Origin of the sequence: Curtobacterium sp. PhB115 (assembly GCF_003752025.1) — a bacterium.
Classification (GTDB): Bacteria; Actinomycetota; Actinomycetes; order Actinomycetales; family Microbacteriaceae; genus Curtobacterium.
Genome location: NZ_RJKR01000008.1, coordinates 144,381 through 165,816, shown reverse-complemented (window position 1 = coordinate 165,816; position 21,436 = coordinate 144,381). Strand labels below are relative to the sequence as shown.

At 71.6% G+C, this 21,436-nt stretch carries 22 protein-coding genes; 8 read left to right on the top strand and 14 right to left on the bottom strand.

Going from position 1 to position 21,436, the window contains the following annotated elements:
- Positions 1-32: 32 nt before the first annotated feature.
- The 6 genes from allB to EDF19_RS12245 all read right to left on the bottom strand — a co-directional run bounded on the left by allB (position 33) and on the right by EDF19_RS12245 (position 6,343).
- Positions 33-1,463: an allantoinase AllB gene (gene allB, locus EDF19_RS12270; RefSeq protein WP_123681163.1), complete on the bottom strand. Its 1,431-nt coding sequence runs from the start codon at positions 1,461-1,463 to the stop codon at positions 33-35.
- Positions 1,460-2,224, bottom strand: coding sequence for an aspartate/glutamate racemase family protein (locus EDF19_RS12265; protein ID WP_123681162.1), 765 nt, complete (start codon positions 2,222-2,224; stop codon positions 1,460-1,462). Before EDF19_RS12265 ends, allB begins: the two co-directional genes overlap by 4 nt.
- 47 nt (positions 2,225-2,271) lie before the next feature.
- Entirely contained in the window at positions 2,272-3,828 is a 1,557-nt protein-coding gene (locus EDF19_RS12260) for an NCS1 family nucleobase:cation symporter-1 (protein ID WP_123681161.1), read from the bottom strand.
- A 156-nt stretch (positions 3,829-3,984) separates the two neighbouring features.
- Positions 3,985-4,482 (bottom strand): GNAT family N-acetyltransferase, encoded by a 498-nt coding sequence (locus tag EDF19_RS12255; protein ID WP_221180662.1) that lies wholly within the window; start codon positions 4,480-4,482, stop codon positions 3,985-3,987.
- A 4-nt stretch (positions 4,483-4,486) separates the two neighbouring features.
- The gene (locus tag EDF19_RS12250) at positions 4,487-5,890 is read right to left on the bottom strand and encodes an LLM class flavin-dependent oxidoreductase (protein WP_221180661.1); all 1,404 of its coding nucleotides are present in this window, start codon (positions 5,888-5,890) and stop codon (positions 4,487-4,489) included.
- A gap of 84 nt (positions 5,891-5,974) precedes the next feature.
- Positions 5,975-6,343, bottom strand: coding sequence for a VOC family protein (locus tag EDF19_RS12245; protein ID WP_123681160.1), 369 nt, complete (start codon positions 6,341-6,343; stop codon positions 5,975-5,977).
- Positions 6,344-6,405: 62 nt separating this feature from the next.
- On the opposite strand from EDF19_RS12245, the gene EDF19_RS12240 reads away from it, so the two are divergent.
- The 7 genes from EDF19_RS12240 (at position 6,406) to EDF19_RS19160 (ending at position 12,037) form a co-directional block, all read left to right on the top strand.
- Entirely contained in the window at positions 6,406-6,852 is a 447-nt protein-coding gene (locus EDF19_RS12240) for a MarR family winged helix-turn-helix transcriptional regulator (protein WP_123681159.1), read from the top strand.
- Positions 6,853-6,952: 100 nt separating this feature from the next.
- Positions 6,953-7,510 carry an HdeD family acid-resistance protein gene (locus EDF19_RS12235; RefSeq protein ID WP_185022815.1) on the top strand — a complete coding sequence of 186 codons (558 nt, stop codon included), beginning with the start codon at positions 6,953-6,955 and terminating at the stop codon, positions 7,508-7,510.
- Positions 7,511-7,540: 30 nt separating this feature from the next.
- A complete protein-coding gene (locus tag EDF19_RS12230) occupies positions 7,541-8,011 on the top strand; it encodes a universal stress protein (protein WP_123681157.1) in 471 nt (156 codons plus the stop codon).
- 21 nt (positions 8,012-8,032) lie between these two features.
- Entirely contained in the window at positions 8,033-9,067 is a 1,035-nt protein-coding gene (gene glsA / locus EDF19_RS12225) for a glutaminase A (RefSeq protein WP_123681156.1), read from the top strand.
- Positions 9,064-10,743 carry an MFS transporter gene (locus EDF19_RS12220; RefSeq protein WP_260217140.1) on the top strand — a complete coding sequence of 560 codons (1,680 nt, stop codon included), beginning with the start codon at positions 9,064-9,066 and terminating at the stop codon, positions 10,741-10,743. The genes glsA and EDF19_RS12220 overlap by 4 nt, the downstream gene beginning before the upstream one ends.
- Positions 10,743-11,579, top strand: coding sequence for a class II glutamine amidotransferase (locus EDF19_RS12215; RefSeq protein ID WP_123681155.1), 837 nt, complete (start codon positions 10,743-10,745; stop codon positions 11,577-11,579). The genes EDF19_RS12220 and EDF19_RS12215 overlap by 1 nt, the downstream gene beginning before the upstream one ends.
- A gap of 287 nt (positions 11,580-11,866) precedes the next feature.
- Positions 11,867-12,037 carry a hypothetical protein gene (locus EDF19_RS19160; protein WP_185022814.1) on the top strand — a complete coding sequence of 57 codons (171 nt, stop codon included), beginning with the start codon at positions 11,867-11,869 and terminating at the stop codon, positions 12,035-12,037.
- Between the two features lie 142 nt (positions 12,038-12,179).
- Here the strand turns inward: EDF19_RS19160 and sufU are convergent, their stop codons facing one another.
- The 5 genes from sufU to EDF19_RS12190 form a co-directional block, all read right to left on the bottom strand.
- Entirely contained in the window at positions 12,180-12,629 is a 450-nt protein-coding gene (sufU, locus tag EDF19_RS12210) for a Fe-S cluster assembly sulfur transfer protein SufU (RefSeq protein ID WP_123681154.1), read from the bottom strand.
- On the bottom strand, positions 12,626-13,975 hold the full coding sequence (locus tag EDF19_RS12205) for a SufS family cysteine desulfurase (protein ID WP_123681153.1): 1,350 nt from the start codon (positions 13,973-13,975) through the stop codon (positions 12,626-12,628). The genes sufU and EDF19_RS12205 overlap by 4 nt, the downstream gene beginning before the upstream one ends.
- A 144-nt stretch (positions 13,976-14,119) precedes the next feature.
- On the bottom strand, positions 14,120-14,332 hold the full coding sequence (locus EDF19_RS12200) for an antitoxin (protein ID WP_123681152.1): 213 nt from the start codon (positions 14,330-14,332) through the stop codon (positions 14,120-14,122).
- 143 nt (positions 14,333-14,475) lie between these two features.
- A complete protein-coding gene (locus EDF19_RS12195; protein ID WP_123681151.1) occupies positions 14,476-15,759 on the bottom strand; it encodes a chloride channel protein in 1,284 nt (427 codons plus the stop codon).
- A 19-nt stretch (positions 15,760-15,778) separates the two neighbouring features.
- The gene (locus EDF19_RS12190) at positions 15,779-16,762 is read right to left on the bottom strand and encodes a magnesium and cobalt transport protein CorA (protein WP_123681150.1); all 984 of its coding nucleotides are present in this window, start codon (positions 16,760-16,762) and stop codon (positions 15,779-15,781) included.
- Between the two features lie 163 nt (positions 16,763-16,925).
- Between EDF19_RS12190 and EDF19_RS12185 the strand changes: the two genes are divergently transcribed.
- Positions 16,926-17,744 (top strand): tryptophan-rich sensory protein, encoded by an 819-nt coding sequence (locus EDF19_RS12185; RefSeq protein WP_221180660.1) that lies wholly within the window; start codon positions 16,926-16,928, stop codon positions 17,742-17,744.
- A 56-nt stretch (positions 17,745-17,800) separates the two neighbouring features.
- Here the strand turns inward: EDF19_RS12185 and ald are convergent, their stop codons facing one another.
- The 3 genes from ald to EDF19_RS12170 all read right to left on the bottom strand — a co-directional run bounded on the left by ald (position 17,801) and on the right by EDF19_RS12170 (position 21,426).
- Positions 17,801-18,901, bottom strand: coding sequence for an alanine dehydrogenase (gene ald, locus EDF19_RS12180; RefSeq protein WP_123681294.1), 1,101 nt, complete (start codon positions 18,899-18,901; stop codon positions 17,801-17,803).
- Positions 18,902-19,026: 125 nt separating this feature from the next.
- Positions 19,027-20,415, bottom strand: a complete 1,389-nt coding sequence (locus EDF19_RS12175) for an FAD-binding oxidoreductase (RefSeq protein ID WP_123681149.1) — start codon at positions 20,413-20,415, stop codon at positions 19,027-19,029.
- Between the two features lie 51 nt (positions 20,416-20,466).
- The gene (locus EDF19_RS12170; protein ID WP_123681148.1) at positions 20,467-21,426 is read right to left on the bottom strand and encodes a helix-turn-helix domain-containing protein; all 960 of its coding nucleotides are present in this window, start codon (positions 21,424-21,426) and stop codon (positions 20,467-20,469) included.
- Positions 21,427-21,436: the final 10 nt, after the last annotated feature.

The following is a 21,436-nucleotide window of genomic DNA, read 5'->3' as shown; positions in this document are numbered from 1 at the left end:
CCGTTCCGGTGACGAGCGTACCGGAACGATCGTTACAGACGTGTTTCCGTCGCGGACGCAGACGCAGACGCAGGAGCAGACGCAGACGCCGACGCCGTCGCCGACGCGAGCACGGGCCGCGTCACCAGCTGCCCGGAGACCGACGTCACGCCGTCCTCCGCAGAGGCGACCGACCGCCCGCGCAACCAGGTCTCGGTGACGCCGCCACGGGCCTCCAGGCCGGCGAACGCGGAGACCGGGTTGCGGTGCGCGAGGCCGGCCACGTCGATGACCGCCGTGGCGGACGGGTCGAAGACGGCGAAGTGCGCCAGCGCGCCCGGCGCGAGCACGCCGCGGTCGGTGAAGCCGGCGAGCGCCGCCGGTCCGGTCGTGAAGGCCGGCAGGATGCGATCGAGCGCCACCCCGCGCCGGACCGCCTCGGTCCAGACCGCGCGGAACCCGACCTGCAGCCCGGCGATCCCGCCCCACGCGAGCCCCCAGTCGTCGACCTTGAGGTCGGCGGTGGAGGGCGAGTGGTCCGAGACGACCATGTCGATCGTGCCGTCGAGGACCCCGGCCCAGAGCGCGTCGCGGTTGTCGTCGTCGCGGATCGGCGGGCAGCACTTGTACTCCGTCGCACCGTCCGGGATCGTGCCGGCCTCGAACGACAGGTAGTGCGGGCACGTCTCGACGGTGATCCGGACGCCGTCGTCCTTCGCGGCACGGATCATCGGGATCGCTCCGGCGTCGGACAGGTGCAGGATGTGCACGCGTGCGCCGGTGGCTCGTGCACCATCGATGACCTGGGCGATCGCGGACCGTTCGGCCTCGACCGGGCGGGTGACGAGGAAGTCCTCGTACCGCCCGCCGAGCGCGTCGTGGCCGACCAGGTACTCGGGGTCCTCGGCGTGCACGATGAGCAGGGCGTCGAGGCTGGCGACCTCCTCGATCGCCTCGCGCAACTGCGAGCCGTCGAGGTGCGGGAACTCGTCGACGCCGGACGGTGCCGTGAAGCACTTGAAGCCGAAGACGCCGGCGTCGTGCAGCTCGCCACGCGAACCGGCGTTGTCCGGCACGGCACCGCCCCAGAAGCCGACGTCGACGGCGACCCGTCCCTCGGCGCTCGCGCGCTTCACGGCGAGCGCGTCGACCGTGGTCGTCGCGGGGATCGAGTTGAGCGGCATGTCGATGATGGTCGTGACCCCGCCGAGGGCGGCGGCCCGGGTGGCGGAGGCGAACCCCTCCCACTCGGTGCGGCCGGGTTCGTTGACGTGCACGTGCGTGTCGACCAGGCCCGGCAGCAGGACCTGCCCGTCCGGCACGGTCCGCTCGTCGACGGCGTCGACGGTCGCGTCGACGGGCAGGACGTCGGTGATCCGACCGTCGACCACGACGATCGCGGCCGGTCGGAAGGCGCCGTCCACCCAGGCGCGCTGGGCGCGGAACACGAGATCGGCCGGGGCACTGCCCGGGAGGCCCGTCACGCGCCCGCCCCGACCGTCGCGACGACAGCGGGGTGGCGTTCGAACCCCGCCAGCAGTCCCGACATCGGCTTGGCCGGCGGGGTGGCGTACTCGCCGTGCTTGCCCGTCGTCAGCCCGAGCCGCACGAGGGACTCGGCGAGCACCGTCGCCGCGGCGACGCCGTCGACGACCGGCGCACCGATCGCCCGGGACACCTCGGCGCAGAAGTCCGCCATCCCGGCGCAGCCGAGCACGACGGCGTCGGCTCCGCCGGCGATGACCGCACGGCACTCGTCGGTCACGAGCTGCCGCGCGCCCGAGGCGGGGTCGTCGAGTTCGAGCACCGCGACCTCGCACGCCCGGACCTCGGTGACGAGGGGTGCGAAGCCGTACCGTTCGGCGAGCTCGTGCGCCCGACCGGTGGTCCGGGCCAGCGTGGTGACGACGCCGAAGCGCCGTCCGAGCATCGCGGCCGCGTGGAAGCCCGCCTCCGCGATCCCGATGACGGGTCCGGTGGCGAGCTCCCGCGCGGCGTCGAGGCCCGGGTCCCCGAAGCAGGCGACGACGTACGCGTCCACGCCGTCACGTTCCCCGAGCGCGATCTGCTCGAGGAGACCGGGGACGGCGAGTGCCTCTTCGTAGTGGCTCTCGATCGAGGCGGGGCCCATCGTGGGGTTGACCGCTTCGACCACCGTCCCCGGTCCGGCGACCGCGGCTGCGGCGATGCCGATCGAGCGCGTCATCGACGCGGTGGTGTTCGGGTTGACGACGCGGATGCGCATCGGGGTCCTTCCGGTGGTGCGGGTGGCGCGGGTGTCGCGTGTGCGTCTCAGGCTCGTCCGACGGCGGCGCCGTCGTTCACCGTGGGGTCGGCCGCGTCGAGCACCGGCATGCTCGGCCGTGCCCGCTCGAGGGCCCAGAAGACCACGAGCCCGAGGCCGCAGCCGATGAACCAGCTGTAGCTGCTCAGCCAGGGCAGCACACCGAGGGCCGGCGGCAGGACGGCGCTCGCGACCGAGATCGCACCCGTGACCACGAGGGTCCAGATCGCGTTCGGGTTGAAGCCGCCGCGGTACCAGTAGCGGGCCGTGGGGCTCTTCGAGTACATGTCGTCGATGGCGACGCGCTGCTTCCCGACGATGTAGTAGCCGGCGATCAGGATGCCGAACAGCGGGCCGATGAGCGCCCCGAGCACGCCGAGCGTGTACAGGATCGCCTGGTCGTTGCCGTACCAGTTCCACGGGGTGAGGAGCACGGAGCCGACCGCGGCGATCATGCCGCCCGCCCGCCACGAGATCTTCCGCGGCGCGACGTTCGAGAAGTCGAACGCGGGGCTGATGAAGTTCGCGACGATGTTGATGCCGACGGTCGCCGTGACGAAGGTCAGACCGCCGAGCAGGATCGCGAACGGAGCGCCGATCGCCTGCACCGTCTCGATCGGGTCGGTGATGAGCTTGCCGAACACCGGCACCGTCGCGCTGGCGCAGAGCACCGTGAGCACGGAGAAGAACAGGAAGTTGATCGGCAGGCCCCAGAAGTTGCCGCGCTTCACCGCCTGGAACGACTTGCCGTAGCGGGAGAAGTCACCGAAGTTGAGCATCGGACCGGAGAAGTAGCTCACGACCAGGGCGATCGCGGAGAGCATGACCGGGATCGAGGCCCCGAAGGACAGGGGCTCCCCCGCCGACAGGGTGAACGAGATGTTCCCGATGCCGGCCTGGCTGACGAGGTAGATCGCGAGCGCGATCATCACCACGTACACCGCCGGACCCGCCCAGTCGATGAACTTCTTGATCGCCTCCATCCCCATCCAGAACAGCGCGCCCTGCGCCACCCAGAGGATCGCGTAGGAGATCCAGCCGAGCGCCGACAGTCCGAGGAACGAGTGGTCGAGCAGGCCCGCGCTGGCGGGGATGAACTTCAGGAAGATGATGTTGAGCGACTGCGCCGCCAGGAAGGTCTGCACGCCGTACCAGGCCATCGCGATGAGGCCACGGATGATCGCCGGGACGTTCGCGCCGAGGACCCCGAAGACGGCACGGTTGATCACCGGGTACGGCACGCCGGTGCGCTGCGACGGCTTGGCGACGAGGTTCGCGAAGACCTGCACGATGAGGATGCCGACCACCAGGGCGATGAGCACCTGCCAGCTCGCGATGCCGAGGGCGAAGAGCGACCCGGCCGTGACGTAGCCGCCGACCGAGTGCACGTCGGACATCCAGAACGCGAAGAAGTTGTAGCTCGTCCAGCTCTGCTTGCGCAGCGGGGCGAGGTCCTCGTTCGTGAGCGCCGGGTCGTACCCGGGCTTGACGACGCCGGCACCTGCGGGTGCGGCGGCGGTGGGGGCGTGGGGCGCTGCGACGGGTGTCGCGGTTTCGAGAGCCAATGCGTCCTCCGAGGGAGTGGGAAGCGGGGCGGTGCTTGCTTGTCCACGAAGCTAGGGAGCCACTTCGCCCCCACCGTTTCCCTCGTGTAACGGTCGTGTGTCACGACCCCGGTCCTGAAACGCTCGTTCCGGACCGCCCCGTCACCCTCCGGCTCGTCAGGCCGTGACGTACACCCGCGTCCGCACCCCGCTCAGGGCGTGCGCGAACTCGTCACCCGTCGGCACGAACCCGCCGGCCTCGTACAGCCGCACCGCGCGGGCGTTGTCCCCGAGCACGTGCAGCACCACCCGCCCGTGTCCGGCGGCACGCGCGTCGTGCACGGCCTCGGCGAGCAGGGACCGGCCGACACCACGGGCCTCGACCCCCGGTCGCACCGCGAGCATCGACAGGTACGCGGCATCGGCGGGGTCCGACGGTCGGCCAGAACCCGGCGCGGTGACGAGCACGAACCCGTCGATCGATCCGTCGTCGGCCGGCACCACGAGCCACGCCACGTGCGGCGCGGCGAACTTGGTCCGTGCGCGCGCTCGGACCGCCGGGTCCTCGTCGACGCCGTCCCGCGCCGCGACGGCCGCCGCCCACAGGTCGATGCAGGGCTCGGCCTCGGACCCGTCCGGGGCGGCAGGGCGCACGACCACGGACGACTCGATCACCCGATCAGCCTACGACCGCGTCGCTGCCGATCCGGTACGAGGCGCCGCGGTGCTCGTCGGGCAGGCGGTCGCCCCGGCCGTGCAACTTCTGGCGCAGCGACCCCGGCGTGTACGCCGACGGGTACGCACCACGGGCACGGAGTTCGGGGACCACGAACTCGATGACGTCCTCCCAGGTGCCCGGGGTCACTGCGTACGCCAGGTTGAACCCGTCGACGTCGGTCCGTTCCTGGATCTCCTGCAGCCGGTCGGCGATGGTCGCTCCCCCACCGACCGCCACCGGACCGAGGCCGCCGATCGCCGTGTGCCGGGCCAGGTCGCGGATGGTCCACGCCGAACCGTCCTCCCCCGTCGCGGCTGAGATGTTCGCCGCCGCCGACTGGATCGCGTTCGACTCGACGTCACCGAGCGGCTCGTCGAGGTCCCACTGCGACAGGTCGACGCCCATCCAGCCGGAGTTGAGCACGAGCGCGCCGAGCTCGGACGCGTAGGACAGGTAGTCCTCGTACTTCGCCTGCGCCAGCTCGTCGGTGGCGTCCGTGATCACGGTGAGCAGTGTGTAGACGCGAGCGGCGTACCGGTCGCGACCAGCTGCCTCCAGGGCGTCACGGACCTTCGCGACGGTCGACGCGAGCTGCTCGAGCGTCGGTGCACCCACGAAGACCGCCTCGGCGTTCTCCGCTGCGAAGCGGATGCCGCGCGGTGACGCACCCGCCTGGTAGATGACGGGCGTGCGCTGCACCGACGGCTCGGACAGGTGGATGCCCGGCACGTCGAAGTGCTTGCCGTGGTGCTCGATCGGGTGCACCTTCGCCGGGTCGGTGAAGACGCCGGACGCGCGGTCCTCGACGACGGCGTCGTCCTCCCACGAGCCCTCCCACAGCTTGTAGAGGACCTCGAGGTACTCGTCGGCCACGTCGTACCGGTCGTCGTGGGACAGCTGGTCGGTCTGGCCCATGTTCCGCGCCGCACTCGGCAGGTAGCCGGTGACGACGTTCCAGCCGACGCGGCCCTTCGTCAGGTGGTCGAGCGTCGAGACGCGGCGCGCGAACGGGTACGGGTGCTCGTAGGCGGTGCCCGCGGTGATGCCGAAGCCGAGGTGCTCGGTGACCGACGCCATCGCGGACACGAGCAGGATCGGGTCGTTCACGGGGACCTGCGAACCGGTGCGGAGCGCTGCCTCGTCCGATCCGCCGTACACGTCGTAGGTGCCGAGGACGTCGGCGATGAAGATGCCGTCGAACGCACCGCCCTCGAGCGTCTTCGCCAGGTCCGTCCAGTAGCTCAGGTCGCGGTAGCTCCGCGACCGGTCGCGCGGGTGCCGCCACAGCCCGGAGGACTGGTGCGCGACGCAGTTCATGTCGAACGCGTTGAAGCGGATCTGCCGGGGCTCGCTGCTCGTGGTCACGCTCCGCGACGCTACGTGGGGTGCCCGCGCCCGGCACGTCCCGTGACGAAGCGTGACGGGCCGCGTGGGTGACGACGGTGCGGCTCAGGCGCGGTCGTGGAGCGTGACCTGGTAGCCGTCGGGGTCGGCGAACGTGAACGTGCGACCGAACGGGCCGTCGATCGGGGCAGCCACGATCGTGTGTCCGTCGTCGAGGAGCGCGTCGTGGATCGCCTGCACGTCGGTGGCGTGCAGCCAGATCGCTGCACCGATGCCGGGCTGCGACACGGAGTCCAGGTCCGTGCCCGGTACGACGTCCCGCAGGGCGAACGTGATCGGGGTGGTCTCGAAGACGACGGCGTGCGGCGGGCCGGCCTGCGAGCGGACGAGGCCGAGGTACTGCTCGTAGAACGCCTGGGACGCGGCGAGGTCGCGAGCCTGCAGGGAGATGAAGTCGGGGCCGGTGACGGGCATGTGGTGCTCCTTCGATGCGTGTCAGTCTTCTGACACCGAGCAATCTATGTCAGACTACTGACATGAGTCAAGACGGCGACGGCATCGACCTGGAGACCTCGCTCGGCTACCTGCTGAAGGAGGCCTCGAGCGCCCTCCGTGCCGCGATGGAAGCGGTGCTGCGACCCCTCGGGATGACCATGACGCACTACTCGTGCCTGGAACTCCTCGCGCAGCGCCCCGGTCTGTCCAACTCCGAGCTGGCGCGCGGGACCTTCGTCACCCGGCAGTCGATGAACGTCCTGCTGCAGGCCCTCGAGCGCGACGGGTTCGTGACGCGTGCGACCGAGGCGCCGGTCGGCAAGGTGCTGCCGACGCAGCTCACCGCGAGCGGTCGACGGAGCCTCGCCCGGGCGAGCGCAGCGGTCCGCTCCGTCGAGCAGCGGATGCTCGGCGGCCTGTCCGAGGACCAGCAGGTGGAGGCCCGCCGGATCCTGCGGAGCATGGTCGGAGCACTCCGCGACGGCTGATGCGTCCGCATGGGTGCTGGACATGAGCATGGTTCGAGGTGTACGCCTGAGCCAGAAAGCGCAACGAGTTCCAGATCCTCTCAGGGAAGGGCGGACGGGCATGGCGCTGGACAACGAGACCGAGCGCGCCTCCGACGTGGGGCGGCGCCTCCGGACACCGCTGCTCATCGTGGGCGTGGTCGCCGTCCTGGCCGGGGTGGCCGCCCTCGTGCTGCCGCACGCCACGCTCTTCGCCGTGGCGTGGGTGTTCGGCGTCTACCTGCTCGTGTCCGGCATGTCGATGGTCGGCCGGGCCTTCGTGCGCGGGACGGGCACCGGGCGACGCATCGGGCTGATCGTGCTCGGGATCCTCGTGGTGATCGGCGGGTTCGTCGCGATCGTCCACCCGCCGATCGGTGTCCGGTGGGTGGCACTGCTCATCGGCTTCGCCTGGCTGGTCGAGGGCATCGCGTTGCTCTACGCGCCGACACCGGCGCATCGAGCCCTGACGATCGGGGCCGCGGTGCTCAGCATCCTCAGCGGCATCCTCGTCATCAACCTGCCGGCACTCGGCGCAGCGCTCGCGGTCGCCGCGGTCGCCGGCGTGCTCATCGTGTTCGGCATCGTGCAGATCGTGATCGCGATCGGCATCGGACGCTCCGGCGAAGCGGCGGACTGAGCCGGTCGGGGCAGGACGGAGACGCCACTCATGGACGAAACGACCACCGGCATCGTCGTCGGGTTCGACGGATCGGAGGAGTCCATCGCGGCGCTCCGATGGACACTCGACCTGGCCGACCGGCTCGACAGCACCGTGCAGGTCGTCGTCGCCTGGCGATGGCCGACGTCGTGGGGCAGTCATCCGTCGACGCACACGGGATGGTCCCCGGAGCAGGACGCCGAGGAGATCGGCCGCGAGGCCCTCGCCGTCGTCGCGGACGGTCCCGTCCGGTCCGTCGACGGCGCGCGGTCGGTCGCCGTCAGTGCGGTGCACGGTCCTGCGGCCGAGGTGCTCGTCGCCGCGGCCGAGCACGCGGAGCTGCTGGTCGTCGGGAGCCGCGGCCGAGGCGGGTTCCGCGGCATGCTGCTCGGCTCGGTCAGCACGGCGTGCGTGCAGTACGCCACCTGCCCCGTCATCGTCTTCCACGATCGTCGCCCCGCCTCGGACGGCGGTGCGTGATGCTGCAGCGGAGCGTGCTCGGTGTCGTCGACTGAGCCGCCGGCCGGAGAGGAGCGGTTCGCGGCCGGGGACGCGCAGTTCGTCTCGACCGGTGCACTGCCGGACGGGCGGCGCATCGACGAGCTCCTCGACGAGGCCCTGCGGCGGTTCCGCCCCGAGCAGGCCGGCGTGGTCGCGGACTACATCCCCGCGCTGGCCGCCGCCGACCCGGGGCTGTTCGGCCTGAGCGTCGCCGAGGCCGCCGGCGGACGGCACTCGGTCGGCGACGCCCTGGAGCCGTTCTCGATCCAGTCGATCTCGAAGGCGTTCGTGTTCGCCCTGGTCTGCCAGGAGCTCGGGTCCCGGCGCGCGGCCGAACTCGTCGGGGTGGACAACACCGGGCTGCCGTTCGACTCGGTGACGGCGATCGAACTCAACGACGGCAGCCCGATGAACCCGATGGTGAACGCCGGGGCCCTCGCGACGACCGCACTCGTGCCGGGGGCGACCAGTGCCGCGAAGTGGAAGGCCGTGCAGGACGGGCTCTCCGCGTTCGCCGGACGGCCGCTGCACCTCGACATCCCGGTCTACGAGTCCGAGGCCTCGACGAACCTCCGCAACCAGAGCATCGCCCGCCTGCTCGAGAGCTACGGACGCCTGGCGTTCGACCCGCTCGCCACGACCGACGTCTACACGAAGCAGTGTTCCCTCGCCGTCACGACGGAGGACCTCGCCGTGATGGGCGCCACCCTCGCCGACGGGGGCGTGAACCCCGTGACCGGCCGACGGGTCGTGGACGCCGACGTGTGCCAGCACGTGCTCGCGGCGATGGCGACCTCGGGACTCTACGAACGCTCCGGCACCTGGCTCTACGACATCGGGCTGCCCGGCAAGAGCGGGGTCAGCGGCGGGATCCTCACCATCGCTCCGGGCAAGGGCGGACTCGCCACGTTCTCGCCGCCCCTCGACACCGCCGGCAACAGCGTGCGCGGCGTGCTCGCCACCACCTGGCTGTCCCGCACGCTCGGCCTCAACCTGTTCGCGTCGTCGGACCTGCACCACTCGGAGACACCATGACCGACTCCTCCTCCACGTCCACCACCGGGACGGCACCCGCGGCTGGTCCACCGCACCGCGCGTCGTGGGCGCCGATGGTCGCACTCGCCCTGGCGCAGGTCCTCATGTCGTTCAACGTCGCAGCCCTGCCGGTGTCGCTCGGCGGGATGGTGCAGGACTTCGGGGTCCCCCCGACCACCGTCAGCACCGGGATCGTCACGTACGGCCTGGTGGTCGCGGCGCTCGTGATGACCGGCGCGAAACTCGGCCAACGGTTCGGCTGGGTGCGGGTCTTCCGGATCGTCATCGCGGTCTTCATCCTCGCGATGGTGCTCATGACGATCGCCCCCAACGTCGGGGTCGTGATCACCGCGCAGGCCCTCGCCGGTGCCGCCGCCGCCATCATCGTCCCGAGCCTCGTCGCACTGATCGCCGAGAACTACGAGGGCGACCAGCAGGCCACGGCGGTCGGCTCGCTCGGGTCGGCACGTGCCGCGTCCGGCGTGAGCGCGTTCGTGATCGGCGGCCTGCTCGGGACCTTCATCGGGTGGCGCCCCGTCTTCGCGATCCTGATCGCACTCGCCGTCGTCGTGTTCGTGCTGAGCTTCCGACTCCGGTCGGACGCCGGCAACCCGCGCGTGAAGATCGACCTCGTGGGGGCCGTCCTCATCGGTCTGGCGGTCGTGGGCATCACCCTCGGTTTCAACAACATGAACGGGTGGGGCTTCTTCCGCGCCACGTCGGGCGCCCCGTTCGACGTCGCGGGGGTGTCGCCGGCACCGCTCGTCGTGGTGGTCGGGATCGTCCTCGGGCAGGCGTTCTTCGTCTGGACCCGTCACCGCGCGCGCACCGGGAAGGTCCCGCTGATCAACCTGTCGGTCATCGGGTCGTCGCGCGAGCGGTCCGCGATCACGGCGCTGTTCGTCATCGTCGCCATCGAGGCAGCGGTGAACTTCAGCGTGCCGCTCTACATCCAGATCGTGCAGGGCCGGACACCCCTCGACACCTCGCTCGCGATGCTGCCCTTCAACCTCACCGTGTTCGTCTCCGCGCTCGTGGTCGTCCGGTTCTACGCGCGGTTCAGCGTCAGGGCGATCGCCTGCTCCGGGTTCGTCCTGAGCACGGTGGCGCTGCTCTGGCTCGCCTTCGTCGTGACGAACGACTGGGAGACCCTGCCGACGATCCTCGGGCTCATCGTCTTCGGTGCCGGACAGGGGGCGCTCGTGACGGTGCTCTTCAACGTCCTCGTCACGTCGTCGCCGAAGCAGCTCGCCGGTGATGTCGGATCGGTGCGCGGCACCGCGCAGAACCTCGCCTCGGCGGTCGGCACCGCCCTGGTCGGGGTGCTCCTCGTCACCCTCCTCAGCACCGGCGTCACGCAGGCGATCTCACGAGAAGCCGCGCTCACCCCGGAGCTGCAGTCCCAGGTCGACCTCGACGACATCAACTTCACGAGCAACGACGACCTGCGGGCCGCACTCGCCGAGACCGACGCCACCCCGGCCCAGGTCGACGCCGCGGTGCGGATCAACACCGACGTGCGGCTCCGGACGCTCCGGATCGGGTTCCTCGTCCTCGCCGCGCTGAGTGCCCTCGCGATCCTGCCGTCGAGCCGGCTGCCGAGACTCGAGCCCGGGACGATCCCGGAGCGTGCCGCGAACGGCGACGGCTCCGCCCAACCCACCGGGAGCCTCTGATGTGCCGGTGGTTGGGGTACGTCGGCGACCCGATCGAGCCGCGCGAGCTCCTCTACGACACCGAACGCTCGCTCATCGAGCAGAGCCGGTTCCACTCACCCGAGGCACCCGTCCCGAACGGAGACGGCACCGGGCTCGGCTGGTACGGACGCCGCGAGCGCCCGCCCCTCTTCCGGAGTGCCGCGCCCGCCTGGGGCGACGAGAACCTGCGGGAACTCGCGTCCGAGGTGTCGAGTGGGCTCTTCCTGGCCCACGTGCGCGCCGCGACGGGCACACCCGTGCAGGAGACGAACAGCCACCCCTTCCGGTACGGCAACTGGCTGTTCGTGCACAACGGCTTCGTCAAGGACTTCCCGGCCATCCGGCGGCAGCTCCTCATGGCGGTGCGCGAGGACCTCTTCCCCTGCATCCTCGGGTCCACCGACTCCGAGCTGCTGTTCCACCTGGCGCTGACCTTCGGGCTCGAGGAGGACCCGATCGGCAGCCTCGAACGCATGACGGGGTTCGTCGAGTCCGTCGCGGGCGAGTCGGGGATCGACGGTGCACTGCAGATGACGATCGGCCTCACCGACGGGCACTCGCTGACGGCCGTCCGGTACGCGAGCTCCGGGCCGGTGAACTCCTTGTTCGTCAGTTCCGACGTCGCAGCGGTCCGGCAGCTGTACCCGGAGATCGGGCGGCTGTCGCACGTGCCCGAGAACGCGCGCGTCGTGGTGTCCGAACCGCTGGCCGCGCTGCCCGGGCTCTGGCGCGAGGTCCCGGCTGGTTCAGCACTGACCATCTCGGTCGGCAGCGAGGTCGACGAGCGGCCCTTCCAGCCGATCGCACCGCGCTGACCCCGCCCGGGTCAGATCTCCAGCACACCGTCGGCCGGGATGAGCGGGTCCCGGCTGCAGCCGCGCCCCGAATCCAACGGCCGCCCGGGTCGCGCCGCCCTGGACGCCTACTCGTCCCTTGAATAGGCATACTGTTCAAGCGTTGCGTGACCGCGACCACGACCGTGATCGGGAGCGGCTCTGAACGGGGCGCGCGGCGGCGTCGGGAGACACCGGCGAAACGCCCGACGCGCTGCACTGGGTGTCCGAGGCCGCCGACGGGGTGGCCGGACGTCGAGGAGCACACCATGCCCGCCATCCAGAAGACCGTCGCCACCGCGATCGTGCTCGCCACCGTCGGCATGACGGTGCTCACCGGTGCCACCGTCGCGACCACCGCCGCCCCGGAGCGCACCGCGCTCGCCACCATCGAGCACCGCCACGGCATCACCGTCCTGATCGACCCTGATCGCCCCTGATCGTGTCGCCGACCGACGCGACGCGACGCGACGGCGACCAGACGGAACGATGACCGGACCGACAGGCGGACGGGAGGCGCGGGGCGGGCTCGCACCGCGCCTCCAGGCCGTCAGCTGGTCGCGATCGCGAGCCGCACCCGGCTCAGCGGGACGCGGTCGCCTCGCGCGCGGCGGCTTCTGCCGCGACCCACGCGAGCATGCCGCACTTGACGCGCATCACGAACTTGGAGACACCCTGGAAGGCGACGAGGTCCTCGAGGACGTCCTCGTCGGGTTCGCCGACACCGCGGGAGCGCATCATCGTGCGGAACGCCTCGGTGAGCGCGAGGAGTTCGGGGACGGTGCGGCCCACGGCCATGTCGGTGAGGACCGACGCCGAGGCCATCGAGATCGAGCAGCCGTCACCCTGCCAGGCGAGGCCGGCGATGCGGTCGCTGCCCGGTTCGAGCCGCAGGCTGACGGTGATCTCGTCGCCGCAGGTGGGGTTCCGCTCGAAGTGCGAAGCGTCCGCGTCGGGCAGTTCCCCGTCGCCGTGCCGCGCTTTGGCGTGGTCGAGGATCACCTGCTGGTACAGGCCGTCCAGGGCGTTCATGCGTCGGTCGCTCCGAAGTACGCGCGGATCTCGCCGACGGCGGCCAGGAACCGGTCGACGTCCTGCTCGGTCGTGTAGACGTACGTGCTCGCGCGGCTGGTGGCGACCAGGCCGAGCCGACGGTGCAGGGGCTGTGCGCAGTGGTGGCCGGAGCGCACCGCGATGCCCTGCGCGTCGAGGTACTGCGAGACGTCGTGGGCGTGCACCCCGTCGACGTCGAACGACACCAGACCGGAGCGTGGGACCCCCGCGGGCGGGCCGACGACGCGGACGCCCGGGACGGCGGCGAGGCCGTCGAGCATCCGCTGGGCGAGGTGCTCCTCGTGGGCGCGGACCCGGTGCATGCCGATCCGTTCGAGGTAGCGGACGGCCTCGGCGAGCGCGACGGCCTGGGACACCGGCTGCGTGCCTGCCTCGAAGCGCTCGGGCGCTGGCATGAACTCGGAGTGCTCCATGGTCACGGTGGTGATCATCGAACCGCCGGTGCGGAACGGGGGCAGGGCGTCGAGGAGCTCGGCGCGGCCCCAGAGCACGCCGATGCCGTTCGGCCCGAGCATCTTGTGCCCGGAGAACGCGGCGAAGTCGATGCCGAGCTGCTGCACGTCGAGCGGGCGGTGGGGCGCGGACTGGCAGGCGTCGAGGACCGTGAGCGCGCCGTTCGCGCGGGCGGCCGCGACGACGGCGGAGACCGGGGCGACCATGCCGGTCACGTTGCTGACGTGGGCGAAGGCGACGACGCGGGTGGCCGGGCCGATGAGGGCGACGGCGTCCTCGGCGGTCCAGGTGCCGTCGTCGCGGACGGGCACCCAGCGGAGCGTCGCGCCGGTGAGTGCCGCGAGCTCCTGCCAGGGCACGAGGTTGGCGTGGTGTTCGGCCTCGGTCACCAGGATCTCGTCGCCGGGTCCGATGCGGAAGCGTTCGGCGTCGACGCCGCCGCGACCACGGCTGGCGTTGGCGATGCCGTAGGCGACGAGGTTGAGGGCGTCGGTGGCGTTGGCGGTCCAGACGACCTCGGTCGGGGCCGCTGCGCCGATGAAGCGGGCGACGGTGGCGCGGGCGTCCTCGTAGGCGTCGGTGCTCAGCGCGGCCAGCGTGTGGGCACCACGGTGGACGGCGGCGTTGTCGTGCTCGAGGAAGCGGCGTTCCGCGTCGAGGACCTGCGTCGGACGCTCGGCCGTGGCCCCGGAGTCCAGGTACGCCAGCGGGTACCCGTTCACGTCCTGCGCGAGGATCGGGAAGTCCCGCTTGATCGTCTCGACCTCTGCCTCGGTGAGCGGCTGGTCCGTCGTCGCCACGACTGTCACGTCTCGTCCTCCTGGTGTCGCTGTCCGGAGCAACCCGTCCATGGTGTCCGTTGTTCCCCGTCGCGTCCAGTCGGCCGGTCCCGGTCGCGTACGGGCGGCGGCTCCCGGCCGCTCCCCGTCGCGCGGCCGCTCCGCGCGGGAACGGCCCGGGACCGCGACGGGGCCCGGGCCGTTCGTCGGTGCGGGCTACTCGTTGCCGATCTTCTTGTCCGCAGCGTCGCGGGCACCGTCGATCTTGTCGTCGTACTTGCCGCCGGTCGCCTTCTTGACCGCGTCGGCGACGCCTCCGAGGACCTTGTCGCTGATGTCCTCGGCCTGCTCGCTCTTCAGGGCGTCCTGGACCTTGTTGTCCTTCAGGAAGTCCTGGGCCTTCTTGGTGATGTCGTCGAATCCGGCCACGTCGCGCTCCTCACGGTTGCGCGGGGCCGAGTGCCCCGCCTCGTGCCGCCGATGGTAGGCCGCCGGTGGCCCCGCGTCCGGACCGCCCAGCGTCCGGCCTGCCCTGCGGGCGGTCGGCGCCGCGCCCGGTCGATGCCGCGTCGTCACGCCATCTGCGCACTGCGGCGACGGCTGAGCACGTACCCGACGGCCACCGCACCACTCACCGCCAGGAGCGACGGGATGAGGATTTCGGTGCCCTGCTGGGTGAACTCGACGACGAGCACGAGCGCGGTGAACGGTGCCCGCATCGTGGTGGCGAGGAACGCCGCGGCGCCCACGAACGCGAAGGCCGCGAGGCTCGAGCCGTCGGCCGGCCAGAGGAGCAGCCAGGCACCACCGAGGCCACCGCCGATCGCCGAACCGATCGCGATCGAGGGGGTCAGGGTGCCACCGACCGCTCCGGCGCCGATCGTCGCCGAGGTGGTGATCGTCCGGATGACGCCGAGCAGCAGGAGCAGGACGATGGGCGAGAGCCCGGCGAGCGAACTGTCGTCGAGTGAGCTGTTCATGGCGACGAGGCCGAGCGCGCGCCCGTTGCCGAGGATCTCCGGGAACGGCACGGCGATGAGCCCGACCATCGCGAACACGAGCGGCAGCACCACGAGCAGGTGCCAGCCCTTCGGCGCCTGCTTCTGCAACCCGTTCGTGAGCGTGATGAACCCGACCCCGGCGAGCCCGAGCACCGGGCCGACGACCACCGCCCACACGAGCAGCGACGGCGACATCGGCATCGCGGGCACGTGGTACAGGACCTCGTCGGGGATCGCGAGGCGGGCGACGAGCGCGGCCACGGCACTCGTCGCGAAGGCCGGCAGCGCGGTCGCGAAGCTGATCTCACCGAGCAGGACCTCGACCGCGAACAGGGCCCCGCCGAGCGGGACGTCGTACACCGCCGCCAGGCCGGCCGCGGCACCGCAGGCAACGAGGATCTTCGTCTCGCGGGCGGTCAGACCCGCACGACGGGTGACGAGCTGGGACAGCCAGGCACCGACCTCGCGCGGCGCAACCTCTTTGCCGATGGAGGCGCCGAGGCCGACCGCCAGGATCTGGATCCCCGCGTTCGCCAGGGTCGCGAGCGCCGGCATCCGCTTGCCGTCGACGGCCGCCGGGACGGACACGATCGGTCGTCCCCAGCGCCGGAGCGCCCACCAGGCGAACCCGGTCAGGACACCGGCCGCGGCGAGCGCGAGGAACCGGTTCCACCCCGAGGACGCGTCGGCCGCCTCGCGGTGTCCGCCGAAGCCGTACCCGAAGGCGACGAACTGGATCAGCTGCAGCGCGAGCCACACCGAGATGCCGGCGATGCCCCCGGCGACTCCGACCAGGGCCGTGACGACTGCGAGCTTGAGCGCCCAGACAGGGGTGGCGTGACCGGTTCGCGGCATGCCGAAGACCCTAGCGGCTTCAGAACCAGCGCTTGACCTTGAACACCACCCAGAGGATCGCCGCGAAGAGGATCATCGCGACGATCGACAACGGGTACCCCCACGTCCAGGTGAGCTCGGGCATGTGCGTGAAGTTCATGCCGTAGATCGCCGCGATCAGGGTCGGCGCGAACAGGATCGCCGCCCAGCCGGAGATCCGCTTCGTGTCGTCGTTCTGCTTCTGCGCCGCCAGCGTGGAGTCGACCGTCAGCGCGTTCTGCAGCAGCTGCCGGAACGTGTCGAGCCGCTCCACCGTGCGGATCGCGTGGTCGAGGACGTCCCGGAACCGGCGCTGCATCTCGATCGGCAGGTGGTACTTCTCGGCGCCTCTGTGCAGGTTCTCGATGATGTGGATGAGCGGGCGCGCCGCGCGCTGGAAGTCGACGACCTCGCCGAACAGCTCGTAGATGCGGCGGGAGACCCCGGCCTCGCCGGCGAACAGCTGGTCCTCGATCTGGTTGATGTCCTCTTCCAGCCCGTCGATCACCGGCACGTACCCGTCGACGATCGTGTCCATCAGGGCCCAGAGCTGCGCTTGCGGGCCGACCGTCACCAGTCCGGGCTTGCCGCTCATCCGCTGCAGTGCTCGCGGGACGGTCGGTGCGCCGCGCGGGTCGGCCTTGACGACGACGAGGAAGAAGTCCTCGCCGACGAAGGCGTGCACCTCGCCGAACTCGACCTCTTCCTGACGGTCGTTGTAGAGCGCGGGCTTGAGGACCACGAAGAGGGTCGACCCGTACCGCTCGAGCTTCGGTCGCTGGTGCCCCTCGGCGGAGTCCTCGACCGCGAGTTCGTGCAGGCCGAGGGCGACCGCGACGTCGCCGAGCTCCTGCGCGTCCGGTTGGTACAGCACGATGCACGCGCTCGCGCCCTGCTCGTCGAGCATCCGGAAGGTGTCGTCCAGCGACGGACTCGCCATCGGGGCGATCCGGTCGACGTACACGGTGTTCATCTCGACGCTCACGCGACCACCGTACGCAGGTGACCGGCTTTCGGACGGGAGGCCCGTGGCGGGCCCGCCCCGGGCCTCCAGGTCCGTCCCCCACAGGCTGAACGCACGCTGCGCGCCCGACAGGACCGCCCGCCTACGGTGCTGGTCATCAGCATGCTGACGAAAGGGGACGGTCATGAAGAGGATCTGGAAGCGCATCGCCGTCGTGGTGAGCGCCGTCGCTGCGGTCGTCGGCGCCTTCGTCGGGTCGGGAGCGGCCGGCGGGACGCCCATCCAGGACGCAGCCGGTGGGGCGCTGTCGGCGTCCTCGACCGCGATCGCTCCTGATGGCCCGGCGTTCTCGATCTGGAGCGTCGTCTACGTCGGGCTCGTCGCCTACGCGATCCGGCAGCTGTTCCGCACCGCCGACGACTCCCGGCACGCACGGCTCGTGGTGCCGGCGATCCTGTCGCTGCTGCTCAACGCGGCGTGGATCCTGTCGGTGCAGTTCGGGTTCCTGTGGGCGAGCGAACCGATCATCGTGGCCCTGCTCGCCGTGCTCGTCTGGACGTTCTCGATCCTGCGGCGGACGAAGCCCTCCGGCGTCGTCGAGGCGATCGTCACCGACGGCACCTTCGGGCTCTACCTCGGGTGGGTCTGCGTCGCGACGGCCGCGAACACCGCTGCGGTGCTGACCGCCGCCGGCTTCCGCGGGTTCGGCCTCGGGCAGGACCTCTGGGGCGTGGCAGTGGCAGCGGTCGCCGGGCTCGTCGGGGTGCTCCTGGCGGTCTGGGGTCGTGGACGCCTGGCTCCGGCGGCGTCGCTGGCCTGGGGGCTGGCGTGGGTCGCGGTCGCGCGGCTCGACGGGCCGCTCGTGTCCGTGCCGACCGCCGTCGCCGCGGTGGTCGCAGCCGCCGCGGTCGTGGTGGTGACGGTCGCCGTGCGGGTTCGGCGGCGGGTTCGGCGGCGCGGACTTTCGCGCTCAGCGACACCTCACGCACCCGGCGCCGCGTGAACTGTCGCTGAGCGCGAAAACCGCCGCGCCTGCCGCGCCCGCCGCGCCCGCCGCGCCTACCGCCCCGCCGGCACCAGGCCGTGCGCGGCCGCCACGGCCTCGTTCGTGACCTGGCCGGCGTGCACGTTCAGCCCGAGCGCCAGGGCCGGGTCCGCCGCCAGCGCGTCCTCCCACCCGCGGTCGGCGATCGCGACGGCGTAGGGCAGCGTCGCGTTCGTCAGCGAGATCGTCGAGGTGCGGGGAACGGCTCCCGGCATGTTCGCCACGCAGTAGTACACGGTGTCGTGCACCGCGAAGGTGGGGTCGTCGTGGGTGGTGGGGTGCGAGCCCTCGAAGCAGCCGCCCTGGTCGATCGCGATGTCGACGAGCACCGACCCGGGCCGCATGTCCGCGACCATGGCGTCGGTGACGAGCTTCGGTGCGGACGCCCCTGGGATGAGCACGGAACCGATCACCAGGTCCGCCTCCCTGAGTTCCGAAGCGATGGCGTGCGCCGACGACCGCAGCGTGGTGATGCGTCCGTCGAACCGCGCGTCGAGGGCACGGAGTCGCGGCAGGCTGATGTCGAACACGGTCACGTCGGCACCCATGCCGAGCGCCATCGTCGCGGCGTGCTCCCCCGCGACCCCGCCACCGATGACCACGACGCGGCCCTTCGGCGTGCCGGGGACCCCGCCGAGCAGCAGGCCACGACCCCCGTTCGTGCGCATCAGGTTGTACGCGCCGACCTGGGCGGACAGGCGCCCGGCGACCTCGGACATCGGCGAGAGCAGCGGCAGCGACCGGTCCGGCAGCTGCACGGTCTCGTAGGCGATCGCGGTGGCACCGGAGTCGATCAGCGCATCGGTCAGTGCGCGGTCCGCGGCGAGGTGCAGGTACGTGAAGAGCACCTGCCCTGGGCGGATCAGCGGGTACTCCGCGGCGATCGGCTCCTTCACCTTGAGGATCAGGTCCGCCTGCGACCAGACGTCCTCGGCGGTGGGCACGATCGTCGCGCCGGCGGCCGTGTACTCGTCGTCGGGGAACGCCGACCCGGTGCCCGCTCCGGCCTGTACGAGGACCTCGTGCCCGTGCAGCGCCAGCTCGGCGACACCCGCCGGCGTCGCCGCCACGCGGTACTCGTTGTTCTTGATCTCGGTGGGGACGCCGATGCGCATCGCGGACTCCTTCGTGGGTGGTGCAGCCGTCCACACCATTCAGCGCCGGATTCGTTGCCACGGTGTTTCGTCCGAACATCCGGATGAACGAGCCACGATCCGTGCCACGAGATTCGGCGGGATCCTCAGAAGACCTTGCCTGGGTTGAGGATCCCGGCCGGGTCGAACACCCGCCGGATCCCGCGCTGGAGCTCGAGGACGTCGTCGCCGAGCTCGTCGCCGATCCACCGTCGCTTCAGGATCCCCACCCCGTGCTCCCCGGTCAGGGTCCCGCCGAGCTCGATCGCCGCCCGGAACACCGCGTCGGCGGCATCCCAGACGTGCTGCGGCACCTCGTCGCCGTCGAAGACGAAGTTCGGGTGCAGGTTCCCGTCGCCGGCGTGCGCCACGGTCGGGATCGCGACGTCGTACCGTCGGCCGATCGCCTCGACCTGGGCGAACATCTCCGCGAGCCGGCTTCGCGGCACGGCGACGTCCTCGATGAGCACCCGCCCCCTGGCCTCCATCGCGGCGTGGAAGGAGCGGCGGATCGTCAGCAGGCGCTCGCGTTCCGCCGCCGACGCGGCCAGGTGCACGGTTCCGCCCTCGGCCTGGAGGCGCGGCACGGCTCCCAGCGCCGCCTCGGCTGCGCCCGGGCCGTCGAACTCCACGAGGAGGAACACCGAGCCGCCGCTCGTCGACCCGACCGTCTCGGCGATCACCGCCGGTCCGAGGTACGCCGCGATCCCCTCCAGCGCCAGGGCGTCGAGGAGCTCGACCGTGGCGGGGCGGGCCGCACCGGCGACGACGGCAGCGGCAGCCGCCGCGGCCTGCTGCACGGTCGGGTAGACGGCACCGAGCGTCGAGGGGTCCGCGGCGGGCACCGGGACCAGCCGGACGGTCGCCCCGACGATGACCCCGAGCGTGCCCTCGGAGCCGACGAGCAACGCCGTCAGGTCGAGTCCGGTCACGCCCTTCACGGTGCGGTGCCCGGTGGAGACGAGCCGTCCGTCGGCCAGCACGACGTCGAGTCCGAGCACGGCTTCGCGGGTCACGCCGTACTTCACGCAGCGCAGGCCGCCGGCGTTGGTGGCGATGTTCCCGCCGATGCTGGCGATGGCCGCGCTCGCCGGGTCCGGCGCGAAGCGCAGCCCGTGCTCCGCGACCACGGCGTTCAGCGCACCGTTCAGGACCCCCGGCTCGACTACGGCGAGCTCGTCCGCGACGGAGACCTCGAGGATGCGGTCCATCCGTGCGACCCGCAGCACGACGGTGCCGTCGGTGCCGTTCGCGCCGCCCGCGAGCCCGGTGCCGGCACCCCGCGGCACGACGGGGACGCCGAGCGCCGAACACGTCCGGAGGGTCGCCTGCACGTGCGCGACGGTACGGGCCTCGACCACTGCGACGGGCACGCCGGGTGCGACCCAGCCGGACTTGTCGGTCCGGGCGGCGTCGAGCACGTCCGGGTCGGTCAGGACGACGTCGCCCTCGGGGTCCTCCAGTGCGGAGCGGAGCGCGGTGACGACGGTGTCCATGCCGTCACGCTACCGACCGGCGCGGTCGGCGTCAGCACGGAGCGGTCGGGGTCAGCGCGCGCGGAGCGACTCGCTCGGCAGCTCGCCGAAGCGCGCACGGTAGGTCGCCGAGAACCGGCCGAGGTGCCCGAACCCCCACGCCCGTGCGACGTCGGCGACCGAGGTCTCGTCACGGTCGTTCCCGAGCAGGTCGTCTCGGGCGCCGTCGAGGCGGACGCTGCGCAGGAGTTCCCCCGGGGTCTGGTCGAGGTGCCGACGGAGGGACTGCTGCAGGCCACGCGGGCTGAGCCCGGCGGCTGCGGCGATCTCCGGCGTCCCGATCGGTTGCCGGGCGTGCTCGTGCACGAACTCCAACGCCCGACGGAGCCGGTCGTGCTCCGGCCCCGTGCCGGAGATCGTCGCGCCCAAGCGGCTGCGGCGCGGGAAGGCCGCGAGCGCCGCGGTCGCGAAGTCCTCCGCGATGGTCCGCTGTGCCGCGGGACCGAGCTGGTGCTCGACGTCGAGCCAGGTCGACGAGTGCCGACGCACCACCGACTGCCAGGTCCGCAGCCCCTCGGCCGTCGGGCGCCGCAGCGGGTCGAACGTGAAGTCGTCCTCGCCGATGACCGACCGGACGAAGCCGCTGTCGAGCTGCACGATGTTCATGCCGATGTCGTGGTGGTGCAGCTCGAACGCCTCGGCGAACGGCAGCACGACGGGCACGCCGACCTCGAGCGCGTGGTCGTCGCCGGCGTGGTGCAGGGTGCTCGAACCGCTCCGGGTCCAGGCGATGACGAACTCGCCGTCGGTCCGGCTGTCCGTCCGGAGATCGACGAGGAACCGTGAGGACCGCAGTGACATCCGCTCGTCACCGACGCCGGCGAAGTCCCAGTGGGCTCGCGGGCGGGTCCGTCGCACCTTCGGGGACCTGAAGTCGTAGTCGCCGCCGAAGAAGGTCAGGGCCTGATCGACATCGGTACCGACGAGCCGCCGGGAGTACCGGGTGGCGGGTTGGTCGATCGAGAGCACCATGCACCAGAAC